The following is a 25925-nucleotide window of genomic DNA, read 5'->3' on the forward strand; positions in this document are numbered from 1 at the left end:
CCTTGGCCGCCGGATCACCAGCGCCGGGCCTGGGAATAGCGTTACTCGATTTATATTACGAACATAATATATGATCCGGCGCAAGTCACGCGGACATGACAGAAGCGGCGGGGAGGGCGAAAATGCAAGGCTTTGGCGCCTCAGGTTCGTGCGCCGACGGAGAATTCATGAAGATCGACTGCGATTTCGACAGCGGCAACATCCAGGTCATCGCCGACAGTGACCCGCGCCACGTGCGCCTGGCGCTGCGCCCGGACACGAAAAGCCCGCACTTCCAGTGGTTCCACTTCAAGGCCGAGGGTCTTGAGCCCGGCCAGCAGTACCAGTTCAGCCTGACCAACACCCCGGCTTCCAGCTACACCGGCGGTTGGCCGGGATACAACGCCGTGGCGTCCTATGATCAGCGCGACTGGTTCCGCGTGCCCAGCACCTATGACTCCAACGGCCTGCACTTCAGCCTCGACGCCGAGCAGCCCCAGGCCTGGTTCGCCTACTTCGAGCCCTACAGCCGCGAGCGCCATGCCGAACTGGTGAAGCGCGCCCAGGCCAACGGTGCCGAACTGCTCGCCACCGGCCACAGCCTCGAAGGTCGCGAACTGCCCCTGCTGCGCATCGGCAAGGGCGAGGCGGGTGCACGCAAGATCTGGCTGATCGCCCAACAGCATCCTGGCGAGCACATGGCCGAGTGGTTCATGGAAGGCCTGATCGAGCGCCTCCAGTCCGCCGACACCGACATCCAACGGCTGCTGGAGCGCGCCGACTTCTACCTGGTGCCGAACATGAACCCGGACGGTGCCTTCCACGGCCACTTGCGCACCAACGCCGCCGGCAAGGATCTCAACCGCGCCTGGGCCGCGCCCAGCGCTGGGGAAAGCCCCGAGGTGCTGTTCGTTCAGGAGCAGATGGTGAAGTACGGCGTGGACCTGTTCCTCGACGTGCACGGCGACGAGGAAATCCCCTTCGTGTTCGCTGCCGGCTGCGAAGGCAACCCGGAATTCACCCCGCGCCTGGATCGCCTGGAAAGCCTGTTCCGCGAGCGTCTGGAGGCTAACGGCGAGTTCCAGAGTGTGCACGGCTATCCGAAAGACGCCCCCGGCCAGGCCAACCTCACCCTGGCCTGCAACCACGTCGGCCGCACCTACGACTGCCTGTCGCTGACCCTGGAAATGCCGTTCAAGGACCACAACCTGTCGCCCAATGCGCGCACCGGGTGGAGCGGGGCACGCTCGAAGGCGTTGGCCGGCGCGGTACTGACCACCATCGGCAGCCTGGTCGACGAGTTGCGCTGAGACCGAGTTTGCGGCGCGCAACCGTGTTCGGTTGCCAGCGTTGCACCGTCCCTTTGTAGGAGCGAGCTTGCTCGCGAACCGCAAACCTCCGGAGCCGCCGGAGAGCGTCGTTCGCGAGCAAGCTCGCTCCTGCAGAAAGGGCCTTTCCCGGCGACGTCCTACATCCTTGGCGGCTGACCGTTCGGTTAATCCGTCGCAGGCAGCCGTTGAATCTTCCTACCCGCGTGCTAATCCAAAGAGTGAGGCATACAAGTTCAGGAGGTAGGTATGACTCGACATCGCAAACTGTTGACCCCGCAGATCATCGAAGACCTGCAGGAACGCATGGATGCCCTGGAAGAACTGGACTTCAGAGAGCGCCGCGAAGTGCGCAAGAACCGCTCGGGCGAACACAGGCCTCGCACTTTCGCTGGCGCGGCCTGAGCAAGCGGGCCTCAGGGCCTGGCCTCACCGCTGGCGCCAGCCAAGGAGACACAGCAGGGCCGATTCGGCATTACGCCGGACCGGCCTTGCGTGACGAGCAACTCCGTCGCCCTTCATTTCGTCGGGACTGTGTCCGCTGTTCCGTGCCTTCGCTTCCCTTTCGTCATCCCTTTCCGTGCTAAAAGCGGCATTCCAGAGCGGTTCGTATCTGTAACTTCAGGCTTGCTACATAGCCTATGTCTTACAAAAAACCGACTGAAAACTTGAACTGCTTCACATAAAATCGAGTCTTCCGTTAGCGCATTTCGCTCTACCCGCAGCCGTCAGAAGTAGCCCCATGGAAAACCACAGTACCCCCCTGGGTCCGGTTCCTGCTCATCTGGTCCGTGAAGCCGTGGCCAAGAAGACAGGCCTGGGCTGGGTGGTCGAGTTCAATGTCGCCACCTGGCTCAACCTGGCCGTGCGTGACGACACCGCCATCGTCCTCAAGGTCAGCTACCTGGACGGCGAAAAGCCGCGGGAAGTGCTGGTCGACAAGGGCAGCATCTTCGGTGCCCAGCGCATCCTGCTCTGCGGCATTGCCCGCCTGGGGGTGAACCAGAAGCTCGAAGCCATGAGCCTGTCGTTGGAAACCCGCACGCCGATCCAGTCGCTGCTGGTCGAGGAGCTCTTCGTCCAGGCCGTCGAGCGCCAGACGGAAAAGAAGAACGGCACCCGCCGGTCGCGCTGAGCAGCCGTGGCGAGAGGCGCCGGTCGCTAGCCTGAGCGCTGCAATCGGAGGGCATTCCCGCCGTGCATGAAGCTTCGCCGGGCTTGCGATCTGCCGGCCGGAGCGGGGAACATCGCCTGGCCCCACTCGCCGCGCCAGGAAGCTCCATGCCCCTCGATATCGAACAACTCAAGCTCTATACCGCCCACCGCGGCATCACCATTCCCATGCTCGATTTCCTGCAGTTCCGCCATGCCCCGGCGGAGGACGGCAACGGGCCGGGCCGCCTGGTGGTGCGCGTCGAACCGCAGTACGTCAACGGCTGGGCCAATGCCCACGGCGGGTTGATCATGACCCTGCTCGACGTCGCCATGGCCCTGGGCGCCAGCGAGGCGGACGAAGCCTATCGGGGCGTGGTGACGGTGGAGATGAAGACCAGCTTCCTGCGTCCCGGCGGTGAAGTGGGCGAGGTACTGGAAGCCCACGGCAAGGTGCTGCACCGCACCCGCTCCATTGCCTTCTGCGAGGGCGAGTTGCGCAACAGCCAGGGCGTGGTGGTCGCGACGTCCTCCGGCACCTTCAAGTACGTCAACAAGCCGCGCCCCCTGGCCGACGCCTGAACCTTTTCCTTGCCGGCAGATAGCAGCCGTGGGCTGAAGTTCGCGGTCGCTTCCCGGCGTTGATGGCGCCCCGACATCAGCGCCGCTCGGCGGCCCGCCCGCCTTCTCAAGACCTTCCTGACTCAGCGGGTGTCCTATTCGGAGAACGCTCTAGCACGGGCTTTGTAAGAAATATCTTTCACTGGTTGTAATGAATTCGTCATAAAGCGTGACTACATTTTTCTGTCATGAAAGTGTCACTCGATGTGACTGAGCCAGTGACGGCACAAGGCAAACCACCATGCTGCTCGATGACAAGAACTTCCCACGACGCGTCCAGCGCGATCTGCTGGACGACCGCGACGAAGAGCTCGAACTCGAACTGTTCGACGAACTCTACGACTTCGAAGGGCTGCGTGAAGGCAGCCTGCAAACCCATGAAGAGCGCCTGGCGCGCCAGCGTTACTTCCACACCCTGTTCAGCCTGCAGGCCGAGCTGGTCAAGTTGCAGAACTGGGTGGTGAAGACCGGCCACAAGGCCGTGATCCTCTTCGAAGGCCGCGATGCCGCGGGCAAGGGCGGGGTCATCAAGCGCATCACCCAGCGCCTGAACCCGCGCGTATGCCGCGTCGCCGCGCTCCCCGCGCCCAACGACCGCGAACAGACCCAGTGGTACTTCCAGCGCTACGTTTCGCACCTGCCGGCGGCCGGGGAGATCGTCCTGTTCGACCGTAGCTGGTACAACCGCGCCGGTGTCGAGCGGGTCATGGGCTTCTGCACCGACGGCCAGTACGAGGAATTCTTCCGCAGCGTGCCCGAGTTCGAACGCATGCTCGTGCGCTCCGGCATCCAAGTCATCAAGTACTGGTTTTCCATCTCCGACGAGGAACAGCACTACCGCTTCCTCAGCCGCATCCACGACCCGCTCAAGCAATGGAAGCTCAGCCCCATGGACCTGGAATCCCGCCGCCGCTGGGAGTCCTACACCAAGGCCAAGGAAATCATGCTGGAGCGCACCCACATCCCCGAAGCCCCCTGGTGGATCGTGCAGGCCGACGACAAGAAAAAGGCCCGCCTGAACTGCATCCACCACCTGCTGGGCCAGATTCCCTACCAGGAAGTGCAGCAGCCCAGCGTCAACCTGCCCGAGCGGCAGCGCCATGAAGGCTACCGCCGGCACCCCACGCCGCAGGAGCTGCAGGTGCCGGAAGTCTACTGAGGCGCTTCCTGCATCAGCGATGCTTGCTCGCGAACCGCAGGCGGCTACCGGAGTACCCTAATCAAGTGTCCGAGGGCAGGATTTGCCCGGGAAATGCCGGAATGGCGCTTGCGAAGAATGTTCGCAGGAGAATGGCTCTTCTTCCTTCGCGAACATCATGAAAAAGCTTGTCGCTTTCCTTCCGATGCAGTGCGCGGCGGTGATTACTGCAAGTGTCGCTTAGGGATCGAAACTGATCTGAAGACGCAGGCAGAATTGGATGCTTACAAGGCTCGCTGAACTAAGTGGATTTGAAACAACAAGCCCGCACGTTAGCGGGCTTGTTGTTTCATTCCTCCTGCTGCTCCGATGCTTCCAGCAGCTTTACTGCACCTGATACCTCTCGGTGCAGCCTTACTCTCCGCCCACCCCATTGCGCTGATGCCGATAAACACTCACCGCCTCATAAACCGCCTTGCGAAGCCGGTTGATGCCGCCAATCGGTTGGTGCTCCGGCAGGGCGTGCCACGGGTTGTAGGAGATGTTGTCGCAGGCGAGGTTCTGCTCGCGGCTGTCGAAGTCTTGGGGCGGGATGCTGACGGTGGCGACGGTCTGGAAGGGGGCGTCGGATTCGCTCCATTCGACGCTGGTGTCTTCGATGGGCATGTATTTGCTCGGGTCCTGTTTCTGCACTTGCAGGGCAAAGCAGGCGGGCACGCGGTCGACCGAGAGCTGCTGGTACATGGCGGTGCGCAGGAAGTTGGGCAGTTTTTCGTTGAGCTTGGGTAGCTGGTAGGTCGGGCAGCCTTCTGCCTGCGGGATGACGCGGAACTTGATGTTGTTCGCCTCGCCCAGCTTGTACGGCGCGATGCCGTTGTAGCCGGTTTCGAAGGGGCTGTCGGGCGCGGGGGCGAGAGTCTGCAGGGCGATGACCAGGTGGCGGATTTCCCAGGTGCTGGGCTTCCAGCTGGGGAAGAAGGCGGCGACCTTCTGGCCGCTGGCCTGGGCGGCGAAGTTCTGCCGGTATTCGGCGACGTCACGCACGAAGAACACCGGGTGGTTGAACATGACGAAGTCCTGCTCGGTGTCGTGTCCTTTTCCGGGCATCAGCTTGGCGCCGGGGACGTCGAGCAGCTTGATCGCCATGCCGCGGGCGTCGCGGGCGCTGTCGAACTGCGGGTAGGCGTTGCCGTTGGAGAAACGGACCATAGCGTCCCACTTGTGGCCGGGCTCGGCGAACACGCCCTGGCGCAGGCCGGGGGCAATGTCGCTGGCGACCGTGACTTCGGCCTTCACGCAGCCGTGGGCCTTGGCGTGGGCGTCACGCAGTACGCGAGTGTTGTCGCGGTGCTGTTCGACGATGCGCACAGCGTCTTCGATGATGGCCTGGGTGAGCTGGGCTTCGCCCGGCGGGATTTCTTCCTGGGCGGAAACGGGGCCGGAGAATTTCCAGGCGTAGTAGAGGCTGCCGATACCCCAGCCGAGCAGGCCGATGGCGGCGACGGCGAGCAGCAGACGGCCGAGCCATTTGCCGAGGAAGAGCCAGATTCGGGTGAGCAGGGAGCGCATGGCACGGGGTCCTTTGGTCTTTTCTTTTTGTGGAGGGGATTCCGTTCCCTGGCCTGTGCGGGCTTGGTGTGGGGCGTTTCCCTCTCCCTAGCCCTCTCCCTGAAGGGAGAGGGGGTGGGGGCGGTGATTCGGTGGTGTTCGGGAGCTTTACCTGTAGGAGCGAGCTTGCTCGCGAACTGATTTTCCGTTGGCGCCGGAGCTGGTTGGGTTCGCGAGCAAGCTCGCTCCTACAAAAAATAAAAGACAGTTCAGCGCTGGACGGTCATTCGCACTTCGGCCCAGGCGTCCACGGCGGGGTGGGAACGTTCGGGTCGAGTTTTCTTTCGTACTCGGCGTTGCCCAGCACCTTCAGGTATTCCACCAGTGCCCAGCGTTCTTCCGGCGACAGGGCGCGACCGATGACGCCATCCTGGCGGCAGCCGTCGCGGAATTCGTGGCCGCGGTTGCTGTTGCCGGTGATGCTGGTCTTGTAGAGGAAGCCGCCGGGGAAGCGCTCGGTGCGGTAGCCGGCGAACTTGGGATCGTACTCGAAGCTGCCGACCCAGAACTGTGCGTCGCGCTCGGCCACCGGGGAGAGCATCTGGAACAGGTTGGGCACCGAGCCGTTGTGCAGGAAGGGCGGGGTGGCCCAGATGCCGTCCAGCGGTCGGGCCTTGTAGGCGCGCAGTTCGCGAACGCCGATGGGCAGGCCATAGCCGTTCATTTCCTGCTGCTGCTCCGGGCCGATATGCGCGTCGCGGTAGGCGCGCTGCTCAACGAAGGCGGTGACGTAGGCCAGGCCCTTGGCGGCGGAGATCTTCGACAGGTCCAGCGCTTCCTCGGGTTTGGGGATCAGCACGACGTTCATGTTCTGCAGCTCTTCCACCTTGAGCTTCAGCGGGCGGACGTCGAAGGTGTGGTCGGCGATGTTGTCGGCGGTAGTCGGGTCGGTGCCGATCTCGCTGGTGGGGACCATCTTCATCGCCCATTCGGGGACGCGCTTCTCGGCGATGGTGTCGGCGGCGCCCAGCGCCTTGATGTGCGGGCCGTGGCAGTAGACGCAGTTGGCCTGGAACAGGGCGCGGCCCTGGGAGGCTTTCTTCAGGTCGATCTCGCCGAAGACGTCCTTCGGCCAGGCCGGCGGCTTGAGCTGCTTGAGGGTTTCTTCCAGGGTGTAGAGGTCGCGCAGGCGCACGCTGGAGGCGTAGCGCTCATCGCCCATCACCGGCTTGCCGTCGCTCTCGAACATGCGCAGGGTGGCGCCGACACCGAGAGCTTCGCCGATGTTGCGCGCCATGGGCTGCATGGCCGAGCCGTTCCACTGCACCCAATCGAATTTCCAGATGTCCCAGACCTGCGGGTAGTTCACCGGGGCGTTGGCGACGCGGTAGTTGGAGGCGTCGATGCCGTCGCCGAACACGCTGTTGGCGATACGGCCGAAGGCGTCGGCGCGGCCGGGGCCTTCCAGGGTCGGGTAGAGGCCGCGGTGGGTGTCGTTCCAGGCAGTGGAAACGAGGGTGCCGAGCACGTTGCGCACGTCGCGCTTGAGCGCGGCCTTGCCCTTGGGATAGCGGTCGCCCAGCACGCCCTTGGCGAAGCGGTCGAACTTCCACGGTACGTAGTAGGTGGACGCGAGGCTGGCGCCCAGCGCCTGGCCGAACGCGCCGCCGCGCAGGGTGGGTACGGTGGAGGCGATGGAGTGCATGGCCGCGCCGCCGTCGATGCGCACGGCAGTTCCCTTGTAGCGCAGCTCGCCGGTGTGGCAGGCGGAGCAGGTGATGTCGAGGTACCAGGCGCCGGTCTCGCCGTCCTGGTGACGGGCGAAGCCGACCGGTAGGTTGCCGGGATTCTTGGCCGTGGCGGCCAGGGTGTCGTCAGGGGCGCGGCCGATCTGCTCGGGCTCGATGAGGAAGCCGAAGCGCGCGAGGTTCTCGGGGCTGGCGAACTTTTCCTTGGAGAACGGCTGCTCCAGATGAGTGAACCAGTCGTAACGCAGGCCTTTCACCTGGGTGCCCTGGGGCGTGTAGTAGTAGGTTTCGCGGTCCTGTTTGGACCACTGCTCATCGAGGTGGATCATCTTCTGCGGAGGGGTGTATTCCGGAAGATTGGGATGCGCGGTGTACCAGGCGATGACGCCCCCGATGAGCAAGAGCAGCAGAAGGACTGCAAGCAGGACGCGGCCAAGAATGCGCATCGAAACTTCCTTGTTATGTGTGCGAAAAAGAATCGGACGTTTATGCCAAGTACGCGCCGGCTTGGCAAGGTGATGCCGCACGGAAATCAGGGTTTTGTCGCCTGACTGAGATGCGATACAGGTGCTAGGCGCTCGGGCGCAGTTCCAGTAGCAGGCTCAGGCAGATTGCCGCGCCGATCAGCATACCGATCAGGCTGGCGATGATCAGTGGCCAGCGCAGACCGGGGCTGTCGTCCTCGTCATTGGGAATGCGCGCGTGAATGATGCCCCAGAGATTTTCCGGTGGCGGCAGTTCCGGCCAGGGTTCGTCGCTGGGCGGCGCAGAGGGATGGCCGGAGAGCTGGTAGAGCAGGGCGATCATCCAGTCCAGCGCGGCGATGCGTGTGGGGTGGTAGCGGTCGGCGTCGGTCCAGACGCGGAGGTAGGTATCGACCAGCAAGGCGTCGGCGTCTGTCTGATCGGTCTTCAGCTTCAGCGCCAGTGGGTAGAGCCGTGGGGCGGTGCAGCGATAGAGCGTGGCGAACGCGCGAGCGTCCCCGTCGCCGCTTTCGGCGAGCAGGTAGCTGAGGAAGTTGGCTTCGTCCGGGTCGATGGCGGCCTCCGGCGGTGTCGCGGCGAGCGGCGTGGCTGGAGGTTAAGGATAGTTCGCGGAGCTTCTATGTAGGAGCGAGCTTGCTCGCGAATGGCTTTACCGGTTGCTCCGGTGTCGGGCGATTCGCGAGCAGGCTCGCTCCTACAGAATGCGTCCGATCAGGCCACTTCCTCGAAAGGCAGCCCGACATAGTTCTCCGCGATGGTCGTGCGGCCGGCCTCGGAGCCGAGGAAGTAGTCGAGTTCGGTCTCCAGCATGCGCCGGGTGAAGGCGTCGCTGTCGGGGAACTGGTGCAGCATCGAGGTCATCCACCAGGAGAAGCGCTCGGCCTTCCAGATGCGCCGCAGGGCGATGGGGGAGTACTGTTCCAGCAGCTCGCGGCGGCCGTTGCCGCAGACCTCCACAAGAATGCGATACAGCGTGTTCACGTCGCTGGCGGCGAGGTTCAGGCCCTTGGCGCCGGTGGGCGGGACGATGTGGCCGGCGTCGCCGACCAGGAACAGCCGGCCGTATTGCAGCGGCTCCACCACGAAGCTGCGCAGCGGGGCAATGCTCTTTTCCAGTGACGGCCCGGTGATCAACTGCTGCGCGGCATCCTCGGGAATACGGCGTTTGAGCTCCTCCCAGAAGCGCCCGTCGGACCATTGCTCCACCTTGTCTTCCAGTCCCACCTGCAGGTAATAGCGGCTGCGGGTGGCGCTGCGCTGGCTGCACAGGCTGAAGCCGCGTTCGCTGCTGGCATAAATGAGTTCGTGGCTGACCGGCGGGGTGTCGCTGAGCAGGCCGAGCCAGCCGAACGGGTAGACCCGCTCGAAGACGCTCAGACGCTCGGCGGGAATGCTGCGCCGGGCCACGCCGTGGAAGCCGTCGCAGCCGGCGATGTAGTCGCAGTCCAGGCGTACGCGTTCGCCCTGGTGAGTGAAAGTGACGTAGGGCTTCTCGCTGGTAACGTCATGCAGCGCCACGTCGGCTGCTTCGTACACGCTCATCGCGCCGCTGGCCGCGCGGGCCTGCATCAGGTCGCGGGTGACTTCGGTCTGGCCGTAGACCATGACCTGCTTGCCGCCGGTGAGGGCCTTGAGGTCGATGCGTTCGCGGCGGCCGTTGAGGACCAGTTCGAAACCGTCATGCAGCAGCCCTTCGGCGTCCATCCGGGTGCTGGCGCCGGCTTCGCGCAGCAGGTCGGCTGTGCCCTGTTCCAGCACGCCGGCGCGGATGCGGCCGAGTACGTAGTCGGGCGTCTGGCGTTCGAGGATCACGGTGTCGACGCCAGCCTTGTGCAGCAACTGGCCAAGCAGGAGGCCGGCCGGACCGGCGCCGATAATGGCAACTTGAGTCTTCATGGGATGGCTCCTTGGAGAGCGCTGTTGTTTTTGTCTCCTGCATTTTTTGTGGATGGGATTCACCTTTGAAGGTAATTTCCAACAGTCTTCTTGGACTTTTCATGGATGTGGGCGGTGATCGAACAGCGCGCTGACAGACTTGTGCCGGTGTTCCGCCTGTATGGCGAAACCACCGCGTGGCCGACGCCGGATCTGATCCACTGCGAATCCATCGCCTCGCGCAGCCGCCTGCACGATTGGGAGATTCGCCCGCACCGCCATAGCGATCTTGTACAACTGCTTTATGTGCAGTCCGGTGAGGCGGAACTGGAAGTGGAGGGCCGGGTGACGCCGGTCCGCGAGGCGTCGTTGCAGGTCACACCGGCGCTGGCGGTGCATGGCTTCCGCTTCGCCGAGGACGTGCAGGGCTGGGTGCTGAGCATGGGGCTGCCGCTGGCCGAGCAACTGGGCGGACTGCTGGAAAGCTCCGTGCTGGAACGGCCCGCGTGCTACATCGTGGGCGAGGGTAAGCGTCATCTTGATGCGTTGTTCGAATCCATCGACCGCGAGTACGCCGAGCACGCGCCGGGCCGCGACCTGATGCTGCAGTCGTTGCTCAACATGCTGCTGGTCTGGCTCAGCCGCCGGGCGCTGGAACAGTCCCGCGCAGAGGCGAGCCAGCAGGATCGCGGCGTCGAGCATGTACATGCCTTTTCCCGTCTACTGGAGCAGGACTTCCGCGAACATCATCCCATCGAACACTACGCGGCGGCGTTGGGCATCAGCGCCGCGCACCTCAATGCGCTGTGCCGGCGCCTGGCCGGGCAGTCGGCCTTGCAGATGATCCACCAGCGCCTGCTGCTGGAGGCCAAGCGCAACCTGGTGTACACAGCCATGACCATTCAGCAGGTGTCGGACAGCCTGGGCTTTTCCGAACCGGCCTATTTCTCCCGATTCTTCAAGCGCTACGCCGGGGTTTCGCCCCGTGCGTTCCGCGAGCCGCGTTGAGCCGCCATGAATATCGATTCGCGTATCAAGTTCCGCCACCTGGTGTGTTTCCTCGAGGTGGCCCGCCAGGGCAGCCTGGCCCGCGCGGCGGATGCCCTGGCGGTCAGCCAGCCGGCGATTTCCAAGACGCTCAAGGAACTGGAGGACCTGCTGGAAGCGAGCCTGTTCGAACGCGGCAAGAGCGGCGCCAGTCTGACGGAAGCAGGTGTCGCCTTCCTACGCTATGCCGGCCCCTGCGTGCAGGCGCTGCGCGACGGCGTGAACAGCCTGCGCGGCGGCGAGTATGCTTCCAGCACCGTGCGCCTGGGCGTGCTCTCCACCGTGGAAAGCCTGCTGATGCCCGAAGTGGTGCGCCGCCTGCACGAGCGTCATCCGGCGTTGGTGGTCAGCGTGGTGACCGGGCCGAGCGCGCATCTGCTCTCGCAACTGCGTGTGGGCGAGTTGGACCTGGTCGTTGGCCGCATGACCGAAAGCCCGCAGATCCAGGGCCTAGCCTTCGAGCACCTGTACAGCGAATCCATGACCCTGGTGGCTCGCGCCGGCCACCCGCTGCTGGGCCGCCCGCTGCCGCCCTCGGCGCTGGACGACTGGCCATTGGTCATGCCGTTGGCCGGCACCACTATCCGCAAGTCTGCCGACAGCCTGCTGGTGCAAAGCGGCCTCGGCCAGCCACGCCAGAAGCTGGAAACACTCTCCACGGTACTCAGCCGCCGTTATGTATTGACCAGTGATGCGCTGTGGATCGCCCCGCTGGACTCGGTGCGCCTGGACCTGCGCTCCGGTGAGATGGTCGAGCTGCCGCTGGATGTACAGGAACCGGGCGGTTCGGTAGGGGTTTGCAGTAACTCCACGTTGCCGCTTTCCCTGGGCGCGCACTGGTGCCTGGAGGTGCTGCGCGAGGTGGGCGAGGCGTACCGGGAAGGGACTTATCCATAACCAATAGGTTATGGGTTGTCGGCATCTTTTCAGTTTTCGACGTGGATCATGCGGGCGACACTCCGTCGCACTGCCTGATGCAACAGGCTCCTATAAATCCAACAACAGGAGACCGACATGTCCGATGCGGAAAACAGCCGCTTCGTCATTCGTGACCGAAACTGGCACCCCAAAGCCCTGACGCCTGACTACAAGACCTCCATCGCCCGCTCCCCGCGCCAGGCGCTGGTGAGCATTCCGCAATCGATTTCCGAAACCAGCGGCCCGGACTTCTCGCACCTGAAGAGGGGCGAGCACGACAACGATCTGCTGCTCAATTTCAATAATGGTGGCCTGCCCATCGGCGAGCGCATCATTGTCTCCGGTCGTGTGATGGACCAGTACGGCAAGCCCGTGCCACACACGCTGGTGGAGATGTGGCAGGCCAATGCCGGCGGCCGCTATCGCCACAAGAACGACCGCTACCTTGCGCCGCTGGACCCGAACTTCGGCGGTGTCGGCCGTGCGCTGACCGACAGTGAAGGGCGCTACATCTTCCGCACCATCAAACCCGGCCCGTATCCCTGGCGCAACGGCCCCAACGACTGGCGCCCGGCGCACATCCACTTCTCCATCAGCGGCCCGTCGATCTCCACGCGGCTGATCACCCAGCTGTATTTCGAAGGTGATCCGCTGATCCCGATGTGCCCCATCGTCAAATCCATCGCCAACCCGGATGCGGTGCAAAGCCTGATCGCCAAGCTCGACATGAGCAACGCCAACCCCATGGACTGCCTGGCCTACCGCTTCGACATCGTGCTGCGCGGCCAGCGCAAGACACACTTCGAGAATCGCTGAGGAGGACCGACCATGCCTATCGAACTGCTGCCGGAAACCCCCTCGCAGACCGCCGGCCCCTACGTGCACATCGGCCTTGCGCTGGCTGCCGCCGGCAACCCGGCCCGTGACCAGGAAATCTGGAGCGAGATGGCCAAGCCCGGCGCGCCTGGCGAACACATTCTGCTGATCGGTCACGTGTATGACGGCAACGGTCACCTGATCCGCGATTCCTTCCTGGAATTGTGGCAGGCAAATCACGAAGGCGTGTACGACGCTGCCTTCGATCTGGAAAAGCCCTTCAACGGCTTCGGTCGCACGGCAACGACCTTCGACGCTGGCGAGTGGCAGGTGCAGACCATCAAGCCCGGTGTGGTGAAAAATGCCGCCGGCGTGCCCATGGCGCCGCACATCAACGTCTCGCTGTTTGCCCGTGGCATCAACCTGCATTTGCAGACGCGTCTGTACTTCGACGACGAGGCGCAGGCGAACGCGGTGGACCCGGTCTTGAACCTGATCGAGCAGCCCGAACGTCGGCAAACCCTCATTGCAAAGCGTTGCGAGGTGGACGGGAAGCTCGCTTACCGGTTTGATATCCGCGTCCAGGGAAATGCGGAAACGGTGTTCTTTGACTTCTGATACACGACTACATGAGACATCCGCCGAACCGGTCGCCGACCGCGTTCGGCGGCACTTCGCGGCCGCGCTCGACGAGCGCGGCTATCGGGCGGACGAGGCGCAGGTGACGGCGGTAGAGCACCTCGCCACCTGGCTCGACGACTTCCTCGCCGGTCGCCATGGCTTCCTGCGTAAGCCGGTGGCCGGCGTCTACCTGTGGGGCGGCGTCGGGCGGGGCAAGAGCTTCGTCATGGACCAGTTCTTCGCTGCCGCGCCCACGCAGGCCAAGCGCCGCGTGCACTTCCATGCCTTCCTGCAGGAGTTGCAGTCGCGCATGCTGGCGATTACCGGGCAATCCGACCCGCTGGTGCGTGTCGCCCGCGTCATCGCCGAAGAAACCAAACTGCTGTGCTTCGACGAATTCCACGTGCACGACATCGGCGACGCCATGCTGCTGGGGCGGATGCTGAAGGTGCTGGTGGATGAAGGCGTCGGCCTGGTCTGCACCTCCAACTATGAGCCGGAAAACCTCTGTCCGAATCCGCTGTACCGTGAGCGCTTCCGTCCGGCCATCGAGCTGATCGAAAAGCGCTTCGACGTGATCTCGGTGGATGCCGGGCAGGACTATCGCGAACACAGCACATCGCTGGAAGAGTGGGGCAGCTTTCTCTGGCCGGCGCGCGCCGATGATCTCGAACTGATCGGTTCCCGACTGGGGTTGGCGGCGGACGCGAAGTTCGACGAGGTGCTCAGCGTCAACCATCACCCCCTGAAAGTGCATGCCCATGATGATCACTGTGCATGGATGGATTTCAGCGAGATGTTCGAACGCCCGCGATCGGCCAGCGACTACCTCTGGCTGATCGAGCATTACCCGCGGATGGCCGTGAGCGGCCTTGGCCCGCTGGCGGACTACCCGCCGGATGTGAGCATGCGTTTCCTCAACTTCATCGACATCGCCTATGACCGGCAACTGAAGCTTCAACTGTTCGCCTCGGTGTCGCTGGAGGACCTGGCGGCGGGCGGCGCGGCGCTGGACTTCTCGCGCACACTGAGCCGGCTGCGGCAGTTGAAGCTGGAGCCGCTTTAGCGCGCGCGCGGGCTGTCGAGATTTGTTCGCGAGCAAGCTCGCTCCTACAGGAAACGCCTGCGTGCTCTTCGTAGGACCGAGGGGGACGACTAGTCCTTGCTCGCGAACCGAGGTCGGCGCCGATGTGCCGGTCGCTGGTCGGCGGATAACACTGGCGCGTTATCCGCCCAACGTCAGTCACTTCAGGCGGCACGGGCGCTGATAAGCTCTGTTCGATAATCGATCAGTTGTGTTGCGATAATCGCCCGTGCGTGTCGATAATCGCCCGGCATTCGCCTGCCAGGATAACAACAATGACCGACGCTCCCCGTGCCAGCCTGCCGCCCCTCGCGCCGCCAATCATCGCTTCGCCCGCCAAGCGCATCGAGGCTTTTACCGGCGACCCGAATTTCATGACGTCGCTGGCTCGCGGGCTGGCGGTGATTCACGCATTCCAGGAACGCAAGCGCCACCTGACCATTGCGCAGATCAGCCATCGCACCGAGATTCCGCGCGCGGCCGTGCGCCGCTGCCTGCACACGCTGATGAAGCTGGGGTATGTCACGTCCGACGGGCGTACCTATTCGCTGCTACCCAAGGTACTGACCCTTGGTCACGCCTATTTGTCCTCGACGCCACTGGCGGTCACCGCGCAGCCGATCCTTGATCGTCTGAGCGAGCAACTGCACGAGGCCTGCTCCATGGCGACGCTGGAAGGCGACGAAATCCTCTACATCGCTCGCTCCGCTACGCCGCAGCGCCTGATCTCGGTAGACCTGAGCGTCGGCAGCCGCCTGCCTGCCTACTGCACCTCCATGGGCCGCATTCTGCTCGCCGGGCTCAATGACGACGCGTTGGAGGATTACCTCGCCCACGCCGACCTGCAGGTGAAGACCAGCCGCACCGTGCACACCCCGGAAATGCTTCGCGCGAGCATCGCCGAGATCCGCCAGCAGGGCTGGGTGATCATCGACCAGGAACTGGAAGTCGGCCTGCGCTCCATCGCCGTGCCGCTGAAAGACTCCGCCGGCCAGGTGTTGGCCGCATTGAACGTCGGCACCCACGCCGGGCGCGTATCGAGGCAGGAGCTTGAAACGCGTTTCCTGCCGGTGCTGCTGGAAGCCAGCCGTGAGTTGGGGACGCGGCTGTTCCATTGAGTGGTCGCCGTATGCGGCCCTGAGGTAATCCCGTTCGCTAACCGCCCACAGGCGCGATTATCGAATTGAACGGCTGAACGTCTCTTCGTACTGTTGCTCAACCCGTCCAGCCGGACGGGCAATAACAACAATGAGCGTCAGCCATGGCCCCTGTGTGCCTGCCCCATCTGCCGGTCCGTGCGTCCTCCGGCTCGCGCCTCATTCCTGTCCAGCTTGCGGGAGTGCAGGGCGATCCAGCCGGCCTTCCCGCGACGACGCCCTCGCAGGAAGTCTTCGCATGACCAGTTCCGCCCACGTGCCCGCTGCCGGCACTCTCGACGTCCAGTCCTTCATCAACGCCCAGCCCCTGTCGCTGTACCAGTGCCGCATCGTGCTGCTGTGCTTCCTCATCGTTTTCCTCGACGGCCTCGATACCGCCGCCATGGGCTTCATCGCACCGGCGCTGACCCAGGACTGGGGCATCGACCGCTCCAGCCTCGGCCCGGTGATGAGCGCCGCGCTGATCGGCATGGTGTTCGGCGCCCTGGGTTCCGGCCCGTTGGCCGACCGCTTCGGACGCAAGGGCGTGCTGGTGGTGGCGGTGTTCCTGTTCGGCCTGTTCAGCCTGATGTCGGCCTACAGCAGCAACCTCGAAGAACTGATGGCGCTGCGTTTGCTGACCGGCATCGGCCTGGGCGCGGCGATGCCCAACGCCACCACATTGCTGTCGGAGTACACCCCCGAGCGCCTCAAATCGCTGCTGGTGACCAGCATGTTCTGCGGCTTCAACCTGGGCATGGCGTCAGGCGGGTTTGTCTCCGCCAAGCTGATCCCGGCCTACGGCTGGCACAGCCTGCTGCTGCTCGGTGGTGTGCTGCCACTGCTGCTGGCGGCGGTGCTGCTGGTGTGGCTGCCGGAGTCGGCGCGCTTCCTGGTGGTGCGCAATCGCGGCGCGGACAAGGTCAAGCGCGTGCTGGCGCCCATCGCGCCTTCCGAGGTGGTTGCCGCCCGTGACTTCAGTGTGCCCGAGCAGAAGACGGTGCAGAGCCGCAACGTGTTCAAGGTGATCTTCTCCGGCACCTACAGCGCGGGAACCCTGTTGCTGTGGCTGACCTACTTCATGGGGTTGGTGATCGTCTACCTGCTCACCAGCTGGCTGCCGACGCTGATGCGTGATGCCGGTGCGAGCATGGAGCAAGCCGCGTTCATCGGCGCGCTGTTCCAGCTCGGCGGGGTGCTCAGCTCGGTGGCGGTGGGCTGGGCCATGGACCGCTTCAATCCGCACAAGGTCATCGGCATCTTCTACTGCCTGGCCGGGGTGTTCGCCTACTTTGTCGGGCAGAGCCTGGGCACCGTGACGCTGCTGGCGACCCTGGTGCTGGCCGCCGGCATGTGCGTGAACGGCGCGCAGTCCGCGATGCCATCGCTGGCGGCGCGCTTCTACCCGACCCAGGGCCGCGCCACCGGGGTGTCCTGGATGCTCGGCATCGGCCGCTTCGGCGCCATTCTCGGCGCCTGGATCGGCGCAACCCTGCTGGGCCTGGGCTGGAACTTCGAGCAGGTGCTCACCGCGCTGATCGTGCCTGCTGCTATCGCCACGGCGGCGGTGGTGATCAAGGGGCTGGTGAGCCACGCCGACGCCACCTGACGGAAGCTTCCGACAGGGCCGCGATGCAAGGTCGCGGCCCTTCCTCCGGCGAGCTTTCCGAGCAGCTCGACGATCGACTGTCTGTCGGTGACTTTGACGTCAAAAGGATGAACGGTCGCTGAGCGTGTATGAACGGTCGAAAAAGTGCCTCGTTTCGTTGAATTGGATTCAACTCCCTGAAGAAATTGCTGTCGGACCAATAGCCAATCTTTGTCCTGGCACCCCGAAAGGGGGGCTCCATACGGGGCCCGGCCACCTGACCATCGTTGGAAAAGTCCATGTTTCTTCATGCAGTTGGATGCTCATTTCCCCGCCCGGATTCGTGGCGGGGCCCCGGACGCCAGGAAGGCTTCTCCCTGGTGGAGATGATGGTGGTTGTCGCGCTGCTGGCGATCTTCGCCGGCGTGGCGTTGCCGGGTTTCCGCTACCTGATCGAATCCAGTCGGGTGCAGAGTGGCGCCTCGACCCTGTACCGGTTGCTCCAGGCGTCTCGCGCTGACGCCGTGAATACTCGCCAGACCCTCACGCTCTGCCCCAGCAGCGGCAACCTGCAATGGGTGGTCGTGCGCGCCAGTACCTGTGGCTCGCTCGCCAGCACCCTGGTCAGCCAGCGCCTTGACCTGCCGGACAGCCTCAGCGTCAGCAGCAGCGTCAACACCCTCTCGTTCAAGCCCGATGGCACCGCTGCGGCCGCCGACCTGGGCATTTCCAGCAGCGGCACCAGCAAGGCGTTCAACATCAAGGTGGCGGCCTCGGGCTACATCAACCTGCAGGGAGCGAGCGCGCGATGAGCCGGCGCATGGCGGGGTTCAGCCTGGTCGAGGTCATGGTGGCCTTGCTGGTCACCTGCTTCGGCGTGCTCGGCATGCTGGCGATGCAGGGACGCACCATCGGCTATGCGCAGGACACGATCCTGCGCAGCAATGCCGCGGAACTGGCCGATGAGCTGCTGGAGATGATGCGCACGGACCTGTACTCCACGCAGGACGGCAGCTCCACCCAGGTGCTGCCGCCGACCAGTTGGGGTTACTACAAGGCCGCCAACGCGTCCTTTCCCGCTGCACCCAGCAGTTGCGCCTCGCTGGCGGCGCTGACCGCCAGCCAGCGCCTGGCCTGCTGGGCGCAGCGGGTGAACCAGGCGCTGCCGGGAGCCTCGGACCTTTCCAGCGAGTTCTACGTTTGCCGTACCAATGGCACCAGCAAGTGCAGTGGCAGCGGGTCGGCCATCGAGATCCAGCTGGCCTGGCGGGTGAAGGCAGGGGAGTGCCTGGATGCCAACGCCACCGGCGACAACACCATCTGCCGATATGTGCTGCGGGAGGAACCTTAGGATGCCTCGGCCAAGTGCGCGTCGGCAGGGTGGTGTAACGCTCATCGAATTGATGATCGCCATGGGCCTGAGCCTGTTCCTGATCCTGGGTGTGACCCAGATGTTCCTCGACGGGCAGAACCGCTCGCGCTACTTCGACGGCCAGGCGCAGAACCAGGATAACGCCCGCTACGCCCAGCAGATGCTCGAAGGGCGCCTGGCGAAGGCCGGATACCGGCGCCTGCCGTCCTCGCGAATGACCGCGGCGTTTCCCGCACAGACCAGCAACGGCTGCATTTTCACCGCCGGCCAGGCGCTGGTGCGGGTGGACGCCAATACCCTGTGCCTGCGCTACCAGCCGCGTGACACCAACGATACCGACTGCACTGGTGCCTCGCTGGGCAGCCGTAGCGGGGTGAACAAGCCCTACAGCACCTACAGCCCGAGCAACAACGTGGTCGAGAAGCTCACCCTGAGCAATGGGCAGTTGACCTGTAACGGCACCACCCTGGTGGAGAACGTCGTGGCCACGCGCTTCGACTTCGGTGTGGACGGCAGCAGCGACGAATTCAATCGCCAGGTGGCGCAGTACGTCGCCACCCCCGCCAGCGGCCAGACAGTGCGCAGCGTTCGCTATTCGTTGTTGCTCGCCAGCAGTGATTCGGTCAGCGGCGGCCTGGCCGCCACCACCTGCCAGCGCTGGCAGGACATCTACGGCAGCAAGGCCTGCACGGATGGCGACGGGCCCGTGCGGCGCATCGTCAGCGGTACCAGCATGTTGAGGAACCTGATGCCATGAACCGACATTCTTCCCGCCGGCAGCGCGGCGCGGTGTTGTTCGTCGCGCTGGTGATGTTGTTGCTGATTACCCTGGCTGCGGTCAGTGGCATGCGTGGCATGCAGTTGGAAGGCCGAATGACCGGCAACCGCCTGGAGCAGCAGCGCCTGATGAGCGCCGCCGAGTCCGCATTGCGCGAGGGGGAAGGGCGCCTGCGCCAGAGCAGCCGAGCGCTGGACAACTGCACGGCAGGGACCACGCCCTGTTTCACCGCGGCAGCGACGACCTACGCCACCGATTTCAGCAAATCCACTTTCTATACCGGCATGGACGGCGGCACCAGCCTGCTGCGCAGCGCGCGCTGGTACCTGCGCTACATCTCGAACAACTGCAAGGGTGGTGGGGGTGGCAGCGCCAACTCCTACCTGTCGAAGGGGCAGGTGGGGTGCACCTACTACTACGAGGTCAACTCCCAGGCCTACAAGGGAACGGCCACCAGCAAGGCCTGTGGTGCCGACGCGCTGTGCCTGCGCTCGACCTTCGGGCTGGTGATCCAGTGAATCGTTGCAGTCGTACAAGGATGCCGACGTCATGGCTTACTCCATGAGAATGTTGCGCGCGACGCTATTCCTGCTGCTCTCCTGCCTGGCTGGTGCCCCGGTCTGGGGCGCGTCCCTGGCGCAGACGCCGCTGTTCGTCAGCAACATCGCTCCGCCGATGAACATGCTGGTGGTCGGCCGCGATCAGAAGTTGTACTTCCCGGCCTATAACGATGCCTCCGACATCGACGGCGATGGCCAACTGGACACCTACTACAAGCCCGGCATCGACTACACCGGCTACTTCGACTCCTACAAGTGCTACATCTACGACGTGCTCAGCGGCACCTTCGCGCCGTCCAGCACCACCAGCACCAAGAAGTGCAGCGGTGCCCTGGGCCGCTGGAGCGGCGACTACCTCAACTACCTGACCATGTCGCGCCAGGACGTGCTGCGCAAGGTGCTCTACGGCGGCTATCGCTCCACCGACAGCACACTGTCGACGGTGCTCGAACGCGCCTTCATCCCCAACGATGCCCACAGCTGGGGCAAGGAGTACCTGAGCGTCGCCCGCGATGGCTACAGCCTGTCCGACTACACCCCGATCCCGGTCCCTACCAATGGCAAGTACGTGCTCTTCGCCAACACCTCGATCGGCTCCAGCACCCTGGGCTCGTACAACAGCAGCGCCGCACCGAGGCTGCGGATCATCACCAGTCTGCAGCAGGCCCTGCTCGGGACTTACCGGATCTGGGGCTGGGTCTCGCGGGAGTCGGCCCAGGGCACCAACACCCTCACCAGCACCACCAACAGCGACACCACCATCATTCCCGCCTACGACCTCAACGTCCGGGTGCAGGTGTGCGTGGCCGGCCTGTTGGAAAGCAACTGCGCCCAGTACGGCAGCCTCTACAAGCCCACCGGTGTGCTGCATGACTATGGCGCCGCCGACAAGATGTACTTCGGCCTGGTCACCGGCACTTACGCCAACAACCTGCGCGGCGGCGTGGTACGCAAGGCGGCGGCGTCCTTCAGCAATGAATACAACAGCTCCACCGGCCGCTTCCTGACCGATTCCACCACCGGAACCGGCTGCCTCAACGGCCGCTGCTACGTGAACAACAGCGGCATTGTCGCCAACCTCGACCGCCTGGTGTTCTCCGCCGGCTGCACCGACTCCAGCGGGTACAACCTCAACCCGCTGACCAACGGCAAGTGTGTCGACTGGGGTAACCCGCTGGGCGAGATGGCCTACGAGACCCTGCGCTACTACGCCGGCAAGGCACCCACCGCGGCCTACGCCGCCGGCACTGCCGACTCCAACCTGGGCCTCTCCAGCCTGACCAGCTGGAGCAATCCGTACAGCACCTATCCCTCCTGCACCCGGCCCTTCATGACGCTGATGAGCGACGTGAACCCGAGCTACGATTCCGACGTGCCCGGCAGCAGCCTTGGCACCGACAGCCAGCCGACCAGCGACATAAGCTTCAATTTCGCCAGCATCGGCGCGACCCTGTGGAGCCGTGAGGTAGGCGGTAGCGCCTCGGTGAACGTCGGCCAGTCCGGCGGCACCAACGACTCTGCGCCCACCGCCAAGACCGCCAGCAGTTTCGCCACCATCCGCGGGCTGGCCGAGGAACCCACGCGCCAGGGCAGCTACGCGACCTCGGCCGTGTCTTTCTTCGGTAGTCAGAACGCGTTGACCACCGTCGGCGCGAACAAGGTGCAGAGCTTCTCCATCGCCCAGTCCTCGACCCTGCCCAACATCCGCATCAAGACCAGCAAGGGCACGCTGCGGCTGGTGCCGTTCAGCATGAACGTCAGCCAGAACGTGGTCAGCCAGATCACTGGCTTCTACATCGATACCCTGGCCAAGGACAGCGCCGGCAACCTCACCTCCATCACCTTCCGCGTGGTCTACGACGACTCCGCCCAGGGCCGCGACTACGACATGGACGCCATCGTGCTCTACACTGTAACGGCCAGGAGCGACGGCACCGTGGACGTCACCAGTCAGACCGAATATTCGGTGGCCGGCGACGAATCGCACATGGGCTACACCATGGCGGGCACCACCAAGGATGGCGTCTACCTGGAAGTCACCGGCGGCGGCAGCGGCTCCGTGCGCAACAAGCTCGATACGCCTGACGGCAAGTATCCCGGCGACTGCTCGGCGACCGGCGTGACCTGTGCGCTGCTGCCTGGCCTCAATGGCAGCAGCGGGGCGCTCAGCGGCAATCGCCTGGCCTACCACTCGCGCAACTTCACGCCCTCGGCCACCACCGCCGTGACCAACCTGCAGGACCCCATGTGGTACGCCGCCAAGTACGGCAAGACCGACCTCACCAATTGGGACCGCGATGGCGACGGCGTGCCGGACAACTATTTCCTGGTCAGCAACCCGAGCAAGCTGGCCTCCCAGCTCAAGTCCGCGTTCGACGACATCCTCCAGCTCAACACCTCGGTCGCCGCCGTGGCGGTGGACTCGCAATCGCTGGACAGCGGCAGCTACACCTACGGCAGCAGCTTCGTCACCGGCGACTGGACCGGCGACCTGCTGAAGAAACAGCGCATCCTGACCACCAGCAGCTCCGGTGCGATCACCACAAGCACGACCACCTTGTGGCGGGCTTCGGCGCAACTGGGCACGCCCAGCGCGCGCAATATCCTGTTCGCCAAGAGCGGCTCGCTCACCGCGTTCAACTGGAGCAACCTGACTGCTGCCCAGCAGACTCAGCTCAACCGCACCGTCGCCGGTGTCGTGGACAGCCAGGGGCAGGCGCGGGTCGGCTTCCTGCGCGGCGAGAACAACACCTTCCGCACCCGTACGACGCTGCTTGGCGACATGATCAATTCGGCGCCGGTGCTGGTCAGCGGCTCCGACTACCTGGCTTCGCGCGCTGATGCCCTGGAAGGCAGCACGACCTACGCGGCGTTCGCCACGGCGCTGGCGGCGAAACCCTCTGTGGTCTACGTCGGCGCCAACGACGGCATGCTGCACGCTTTCAATGCGTCCACGGGTGCCGAAATCTTCGCCTTCATCCCCAGCGCGGTGATCCCCAACCTCAACGCCCTCACCGCGCCGGACTACGGCAAGCAGCAGGGCACCGAGCACCGCTATTTCGTGGACGGTACCCCGGTGGTGTCCGACGTCTACTACGGCTCGGCCTGGCACAAGGTCCTGCTGGGCAGTCTCGGAGCCGGCGGCCGCGAGGTGTTTGCGCTCGACGTCAGCGACCCCACCGCGCCCAGGCTGCTCTGGGAGTTCACCAGCGACAACGACAGCAGCCTGGGTTACACGGCGGCGCGGCCTTCCATCGCACGTCTGCACAACGGCAAGTGGGTGGCACTGGTGCCCAACGGCTACGACATTGGCAGCAGCAGCGCCTCGCTGCTGATCATTGACATCCAGACCGGCACGCTGCTGAAGAAAATCACCGCCACCCCAAGCCTGACCGCCGCCGAAACCGCCTCGTTGGATGCCCTCAACAATGGCCTGTCGCGGCTGTTCGTGGCCGACGCCAACAACGACGGCATCGCCGACTATGCCTATGGCGGCGATCTGCTGGGCAACCTCTGGCGTTTCGATCTGATCGACACCAGCCAGGGCGACCCGCTCAACAGCACCGCCTCGGAGGCGCGCTATGCCGTGTCCTTTGGCGGCAACCCGCTGTACGTCGCGCGCAATACCAGTGGCACGCGCCAGCCGATCACCACCGCGCCGTACCTGGTCGATCATCCCGGCGGCATCGGCTACATCGTGGCCTTCGGCACGGGCCGCTACCTGCTCACTGCCGACAAGACTTCCACCGCGCAGCAGAGTGTCTACGGCATCTGGGATCGCAAGATTGCCGGCGAAGCCACCAGCTCCTCGCTGACGGCCGCGCGCACGCGCAGCAACCTGCAGGCGCAGACACTCAGCGCGGGCACCCTCAACGGCACGTCGATCTACACCCTGAGCAACAACGACGTGGCCTGGTACGACACCTCAGGCAACACGGCCGACGCCAACGTCAACAAATGGGGCTGGTATTTCGACTTCCCGGTGGCCGGCGAACGGCAGATCTACGACATGACCCTCTACGGCTCCAGCCTCATCTTCACCAGTTCCACGCCGCAGACCGGTACCTGCGCCGCCGGCCTCTCCGGCACCCGCTACGCCATCGATCCGGAGCGCGGCGGGCTGGTGCCGTACAACGTCTTCGACCTGAACAACGACGGCACCTTCGATGCGCTCTCGGCCTTCATCACCGGAGGCGGCGACATTACCGTCTCGGGTGGTTACACCTACAGCGGCTCCGACAGCGGCACCACGGGCCTGCCGGATGCCATTCACACCAACACCGGCACGGTCAGCGGCCGGCGTACCTGGCAGATACAGCCGGCCAACTGACAAGGAGAAAGCATGAACGCACGTCGGCGGGAAAGGGGCTTTACCCTGATCGAACTGATGATCACGGTGGTGATAGTGGCGATCCTCGCCGCCATCGCCTTCCCCAGCTACCAGCGCTACGTGCTGCGCAGCCATCGCGTCGAGGGCCAGGCGCTGCTGAGCGAGGCGGCCGCCCGCCAGGAGCGCTACTACTCGCAGAACAACGCCTACGCGAGCACTGCCGCCGCGCTGAACATGACCAGCTACGTCAACGGCCTGCAGTACTACAGCCTGGCGATTTCCAACGTCACCGCCACCGGCTACACGCTCACTGCCACCGCCACGGGAGCCCAGGCCAAGGATACCCAGTGCTCTACCCTGACGCTCGACCAGGCCGGCACCCGTGGTAATACCGGCACGGGCACCGGCACCAGTTGCTGGCAATGAGTGCGTGATAAAAGCGGGCGATTGGCGAACACTGCGCCACAGGTCCAATTGCGCACGCCGGGAGCTGGCCCTAGGGTGAAGCGGATCAGCGGGCCTGCCTTGCACCTCGAGCGCCCGCGCGACCGTCCATCTCCGCCAATGCCCGTATTCCGGGCCACGGCATAGACTGGGCGCACGAGTCGCGACGAAGAGCGCGGCCAAACACAAGAGTGAGTGCCTGTATGCAAAGCCTGCTGAGCGAGCGCAGCCGCGTGTTCGAGCGTGCCGACCCCTATGCGGTGTCCGGCTACGTCAACCAGCATGTGGGCACCCACGACCTGCGCCTGCCGGCTCACGGCCATCCCCAGGCCAGCCTCAACCATCGCCGTTTCGCCAGCCTCGACCTGTGCCGCATCAGTTACGGTGGCGCGGTGCGCGTCACCTCGCCGGCGCTGGAAAGCATCTTCCACCTGCAGATACTGCTTAGCGGCCACTGCCTGTGGCGCGGCCAGCGCCAGGAACACTACCTGGCACCGGGCGAGCTGCTGCTGATCAATCCGGACGATCCGGTCGACCTGACCTACTCGGACGATTGCGAGAAATTCATCCTGAAGATTCCGGTGACCCTGCTCGAAGCCATCTGCGCCGAGCAGCGCTGGAATCATCCACGCGTGGGTGTGCGCTTCACCGAGAACCGCTACCAGCTGGGCGAACTGGAAGGTTTCGTCAACCTGCTGTCGATGGTCTGCCAGGAGTCTGAAGCCGGCGAACGTCTGGCACGGGTCGACGAGCACTACCAGCAGATCGTCGCCAGCAAATTGCTCACGCTGCTGAAGACCAATGTCAGCCGCGAGCCTATCGCCGGTGCCAGTGCCTCCTTCGAGCGCATCGAGGCCTACATCGAAGGCCACCTGCGCGAAGATATCGACGTCGAGGCTCTGGCGCGGCAGGCGTCCATGAGCCTGCGATCGCTCTACGCGCTGTTCGAGCGCCATGCCGGCGCCACACCGCGCCAGTACATCCGCCGCCTCAAGCTGGAGCGCATCCGCGCCTGCCTGGCGGACCCGGCCTGCAACGTCCGCAGCGTGACCGAGCTGGCGCTGGACTATGGCTTCCTGCACCTGGGGCGGTTTGCCGAGGGGTATCGGCAGCAGTTCGGGGAGCTGCCGTCGGAGACCTTCAAACGCCGAGCCTGATCCGCTCCAGCTGGTCGGCCCTGGCTCTAAGATTCGATTGGCGTGCAGTCTGGGTGTCCGGCGCCGCATCGGCGCGCGCGCGGACTCTTTGTTTCGCCCCCTCGGGCGACCTACTTTGGCAAACGCCCCAAAGTAGGCAAAGGTCTTGCCCCTCCATCCGGTTTTTCGCTTAGGCGAAAAATTCCCTCGTTGAATCGCAG

General features: G+C 64.4%; 23 protein-coding genes. 19 read left to right on the forward strand and 4 right to left on the reverse strand.

Annotation, left to right across the window (positions count from 1 at the left end; all coding sequences use genetic code 11):
- Positions 1-167 precede the first annotated feature (167 nt).
- The 5 genes from ACNFH5_RS13950 (at position 168) to ppk2 (ending at position 4239) form a co-directional block, all read left to right on the forward strand.
- Complete coding sequence (locus tag ACNFH5_RS13950; RefSeq protein WP_416746794.1) at positions 168-1289, forward strand: M14-type cytosolic carboxypeptidase; 1122 nt, start codon at positions 168-170, stop codon at positions 1287-1289.
- A 267-nt stretch (positions 1290-1556) separates the two neighbouring features.
- Positions 1557-1712 (forward strand): hypothetical protein, encoded by a 156-nt coding sequence (locus ACNFH5_RS13955; RefSeq protein WP_416746796.1) that lies wholly within the window; start codon positions 1557-1559, stop codon positions 1710-1712.
- 337 nt (positions 1713-2049) lie between these two features.
- Positions 2050-2442, forward strand: coding sequence for a hypothetical protein (locus ACNFH5_RS13960; RefSeq protein WP_416746798.1), 393 nt, complete (start codon positions 2050-2052; stop codon positions 2440-2442).
- Between the two features lie 146 nt (positions 2443-2588).
- Positions 2589-3041 carry a PaaI family thioesterase gene (locus ACNFH5_RS13965; protein ID WP_416746800.1) on the forward strand — a complete coding sequence of 151 codons (453 nt, stop codon included), beginning with the start codon at positions 2589-2591 and terminating at the stop codon, positions 3039-3041.
- A 280-nt stretch (positions 3042-3321) separates the two neighbouring features.
- A complete protein-coding gene (ppk2, locus tag ACNFH5_RS13970; protein WP_416746802.1) occupies positions 3322-4239 on the forward strand; it encodes a polyphosphate kinase 2 in 918 nt (305 codons plus the stop codon).
- Between the two features lie 393 nt (positions 4240-4632).
- Here ppk2 and ACNFH5_RS13975 read toward each other — a convergent pair whose 3' ends face one another.
- The 4 genes from ACNFH5_RS13975 to pobA all read right to left on the reverse strand — a co-directional run bounded on the left by ACNFH5_RS13975 (position 4633) and on the right by pobA (position 9895).
- Positions 4633-5787: a catalase family protein gene (locus ACNFH5_RS13975; protein WP_416746804.1), complete on the reverse strand. Its 1155-nt coding sequence runs from the start codon at positions 5785-5787 to the stop codon at positions 4633-4635.
- Positions 5788-6049: 262 nt separating this feature from the next.
- A complete protein-coding gene (locus tag ACNFH5_RS13980) occupies positions 6050-7960 on the reverse strand; it encodes a di-heme-cytochrome C peroxidase (protein WP_416746806.1) in 1911 nt (636 codons plus the stop codon).
- Positions 7961-8084: 124 nt separating this feature from the next.
- Positions 8085-8399 (reverse strand): hypothetical protein, encoded by a 315-nt coding sequence (locus ACNFH5_RS13985; RefSeq protein WP_416746808.1) that lies wholly within the window; start codon positions 8397-8399, stop codon positions 8085-8087.
- A 311-nt stretch (positions 8400-8710) separates the two neighbouring features.
- Positions 8711-9895, reverse strand: a complete 1185-nt coding sequence (gene pobA, locus ACNFH5_RS13990; protein WP_416746810.1) for a 4-hydroxybenzoate 3-monooxygenase — start codon at positions 9893-9895, stop codon at positions 8711-8713.
- Positions 9896-10012: 117 nt separating this feature from the next.
- Between pobA and ACNFH5_RS13995 the strand changes: the two genes are divergently transcribed.
- The 14 genes from ACNFH5_RS13995 (at position 10013) to ACNFH5_RS14060 (ending at position 25725) form a co-directional block, all read left to right on the forward strand.
- Positions 10013-10882, forward strand: a complete 870-nt coding sequence (locus ACNFH5_RS13995) for a helix-turn-helix domain-containing protein (RefSeq protein WP_416747312.1) — start codon at positions 10013-10015, stop codon at positions 10880-10882.
- Positions 10883-10888: 6 nt separating this feature from the next.
- Entirely contained in the window at positions 10889-11818 is a 930-nt protein-coding gene (pcaQ, locus tag ACNFH5_RS14000) for a pca operon transcription factor PcaQ (RefSeq protein WP_416746812.1), read from the forward strand.
- Positions 11819-11935: 117 nt separating this feature from the next.
- A complete protein-coding gene (gene pcaH, locus ACNFH5_RS14005; protein WP_416746813.1) occupies positions 11936-12655 on the forward strand; it encodes a protocatechuate 3,4-dioxygenase subunit beta in 720 nt (239 codons plus the stop codon).
- Positions 12656-12667: 12 nt separating this feature from the next.
- Positions 12668-13273 (forward strand): protocatechuate 3,4-dioxygenase subunit alpha, encoded by a 606-nt coding sequence (gene pcaG / locus ACNFH5_RS14010; RefSeq protein WP_138526627.1) that lies wholly within the window; start codon positions 12668-12670, stop codon positions 13271-13273.
- Positions 13263-14342 carry a cell division protein ZapE gene (gene zapE / locus ACNFH5_RS14015; RefSeq protein WP_416746816.1) on the forward strand — a complete coding sequence of 360 codons (1080 nt, stop codon included), beginning with the start codon at positions 13263-13265 and terminating at the stop codon, positions 14340-14342. Before pcaG ends, zapE begins: the two co-directional genes overlap by 11 nt.
- A 293-nt stretch (positions 14343-14635) precedes the next feature.
- Positions 14636-15478: an IclR family transcriptional regulator gene (locus ACNFH5_RS14020; RefSeq protein ID WP_017519476.1), complete on the forward strand. Its 843-nt coding sequence runs from the start codon at positions 14636-14638 to the stop codon at positions 15476-15478.
- Positions 15479-15755: 277 nt separating this feature from the next.
- Positions 15756-17105 (forward strand): MFS transporter, encoded by a 1350-nt coding sequence (locus tag ACNFH5_RS14025; protein ID WP_416746818.1) that lies wholly within the window; start codon positions 15756-15758, stop codon positions 17103-17105.
- 278 nt (positions 17106-17383) lie between these two features.
- A complete protein-coding gene (locus ACNFH5_RS14030; RefSeq protein ID WP_416746820.1) occupies positions 17384-17896 on the forward strand; it encodes a GspH/FimT family pseudopilin in 513 nt (170 codons plus the stop codon).
- A complete protein-coding gene (gene pilV / locus ACNFH5_RS14035) occupies positions 17893-18435 on the forward strand; it encodes a type IV pilus modification protein PilV (protein WP_416746822.1) in 543 nt (180 codons plus the stop codon). Before ACNFH5_RS14030 ends, pilV begins: the two co-directional genes overlap by 4 nt.
- A gap of 1 nt (position 18436) precedes the next feature.
- Positions 18437-19213: a PilW family protein gene (locus ACNFH5_RS14040; protein ID WP_416746824.1), complete on the forward strand. Its 777-nt coding sequence runs from the start codon at positions 18437-18439 to the stop codon at positions 19211-19213.
- Positions 19210-19752, forward strand: a complete 543-nt coding sequence (locus ACNFH5_RS14045; RefSeq protein WP_416746826.1) for a pilus assembly PilX family protein — start codon at positions 19210-19212, stop codon at positions 19750-19752. Before ACNFH5_RS14040 ends, ACNFH5_RS14045 begins: the two co-directional genes overlap by 4 nt.
- A gap of 31 nt (positions 19753-19783) precedes the next feature.
- The gene (locus ACNFH5_RS14050) at positions 19784-24124 is read left to right on the forward strand and encodes a PilC/PilY family type IV pilus protein (protein WP_416746828.1); all 4341 of its coding nucleotides are present in this window, start codon (positions 19784-19786) and stop codon (positions 24122-24124) included.
- A gap of 12 nt (positions 24125-24136) precedes the next feature.
- Positions 24137-24550 carry a type IV pilin protein gene (locus ACNFH5_RS14055; RefSeq protein WP_416746830.1) on the forward strand — a complete coding sequence of 138 codons (414 nt, stop codon included), beginning with the start codon at positions 24137-24139 and terminating at the stop codon, positions 24548-24550.
- A 221-nt stretch (positions 24551-24771) separates the two neighbouring features.
- The gene (locus ACNFH5_RS14060) at positions 24772-25725 is read left to right on the forward strand and encodes an AraC family transcriptional regulator (RefSeq protein ID WP_416746832.1); all 954 of its coding nucleotides are present in this window, start codon (positions 24772-24774) and stop codon (positions 25723-25725) included.
- Positions 25726-25925 lie beyond the last annotated feature (200 nt).

Source organism: Pseudomonas sp. NY15435 (assembly GCF_048068295.1).
Classification (GTDB): Bacteria; Pseudomonadota; Gammaproteobacteria; order Pseudomonadales; family Pseudomonadaceae; genus Pseudomonas.

What these genes read in the sequence shown, in the direction of transcription:
- pcaH (WP_416746813.1), top strand. Translation starts at nt 11,936, where the DNA reads ATGTCCGATGCGGAAAACAGCCGCTTCGTCATTCGTGACCGAAACTGG.
- ppk2 (WP_416746802.1), top strand. Translation starts at nt 3,322, where the DNA reads ATGCTGCTCGATGACAAGAACTTCCCACGACGCGTCCAGCGCGATCTG.
- ACNFH5_RS14050 (WP_416746828.1), top strand. Translation starts at nt 19,784, where the DNA reads ATGGCTTACTCCATGAGAATGTTGCGCGCGACGCTATTCCTGCTGCTC.
- ACNFH5_RS14040 (WP_416746824.1), top strand. Translation starts at nt 18,437, where the DNA reads ATGCCTCGGCCAAGTGCGCGTCGGCAGGGTGGTGTAACGCTCATCGAA.
- ACNFH5_RS13950 (WP_416746794.1), top strand. Translation starts at nt 168, where the DNA reads ATGAAGATCGACTGCGATTTCGACAGCGGCAACATCCAGGTCATCGCC.
- ACNFH5_RS14025 (WP_416746818.1), top strand. Translation starts at nt 15,756, where the DNA reads ATGACCAGTTCCGCCCACGTGCCCGCTGCCGGCACTCTCGACGTCCAG.
- ACNFH5_RS14060 (WP_416746832.1), top strand. Translation starts at nt 24,772, where the DNA reads ATGCAAAGCCTGCTGAGCGAGCGCAGCCGCGTGTTCGAGCGTGCCGAC.
- pobA (WP_416746810.1), bottom strand. Translation starts at nt 9,895, where the DNA reads ATGAAGACTCAAGTTGCCATTATCGGCGCCGGTCCGGCCGGCCTCCTG.
- ACNFH5_RS14020 (WP_017519476.1), top strand. Translation starts at nt 14,636, where the DNA reads ATGACCGACGCTCCCCGTGCCAGCCTGCCGCCCCTCGCGCCGCCAATC.
- ACNFH5_RS14055 (WP_416746830.1), top strand. Translation starts at nt 24,137, where the DNA reads ATGAACGCACGTCGGCGGGAAAGGGGCTTTACCCTGATCGAACTGATG.
- pcaQ (WP_416746812.1), top strand. Translation starts at nt 10,889, where the DNA reads ATGAATATCGATTCGCGTATCAAGTTCCGCCACCTGGTGTGTTTCCTC.
- ACNFH5_RS13955 (WP_416746796.1), top strand. Translation starts at nt 1,557, where the DNA reads ATGACTCGACATCGCAAACTGTTGACCCCGCAGATCATCGAAGACCTG.
- pcaG (WP_138526627.1), top strand. Translation starts at nt 12,668, where the DNA reads ATGCCTATCGAACTGCTGCCGGAAACCCCCTCGCAGACCGCCGGCCCC.
- pilV (WP_416746822.1), top strand. Translation starts at nt 17,893, where the DNA reads ATGAGCCGGCGCATGGCGGGGTTCAGCCTGGTCGAGGTCATGGTGGCC.
- ACNFH5_RS13960 (WP_416746798.1), top strand. Translation starts at nt 2,050, where the DNA reads ATGGAAAACCACAGTACCCCCCTGGGTCCGGTTCCTGCTCATCTGGTC.
- ACNFH5_RS13980 (WP_416746806.1), bottom strand. Translation starts at nt 7,960, where the DNA reads ATGCGCATTCTTGGCCGCGTCCTGCTTGCAGTCCTTCTGCTGCTCTTG.
- ACNFH5_RS14030 (WP_416746820.1), top strand. Translation starts at nt 17,384, where the DNA reads ATGTTTCTTCATGCAGTTGGATGCTCATTTCCCCGCCCGGATTCGTGG.
- ACNFH5_RS14045 (WP_416746826.1), top strand. Translation starts at nt 19,210, where the DNA reads ATGAACCGACATTCTTCCCGCCGGCAGCGCGGCGCGGTGTTGTTCGTC.
- ACNFH5_RS13965 (WP_416746800.1), top strand. Translation starts at nt 2,589, where the DNA reads ATGCCCCTCGATATCGAACAACTCAAGCTCTATACCGCCCACCGCGGC.
- ACNFH5_RS13975 (WP_416746804.1), bottom strand. Translation starts at nt 5,787, where the DNA reads ATGCGCTCCCTGCTCACCCGAATCTGGCTCTTCCTCGGCAAATGGCTC.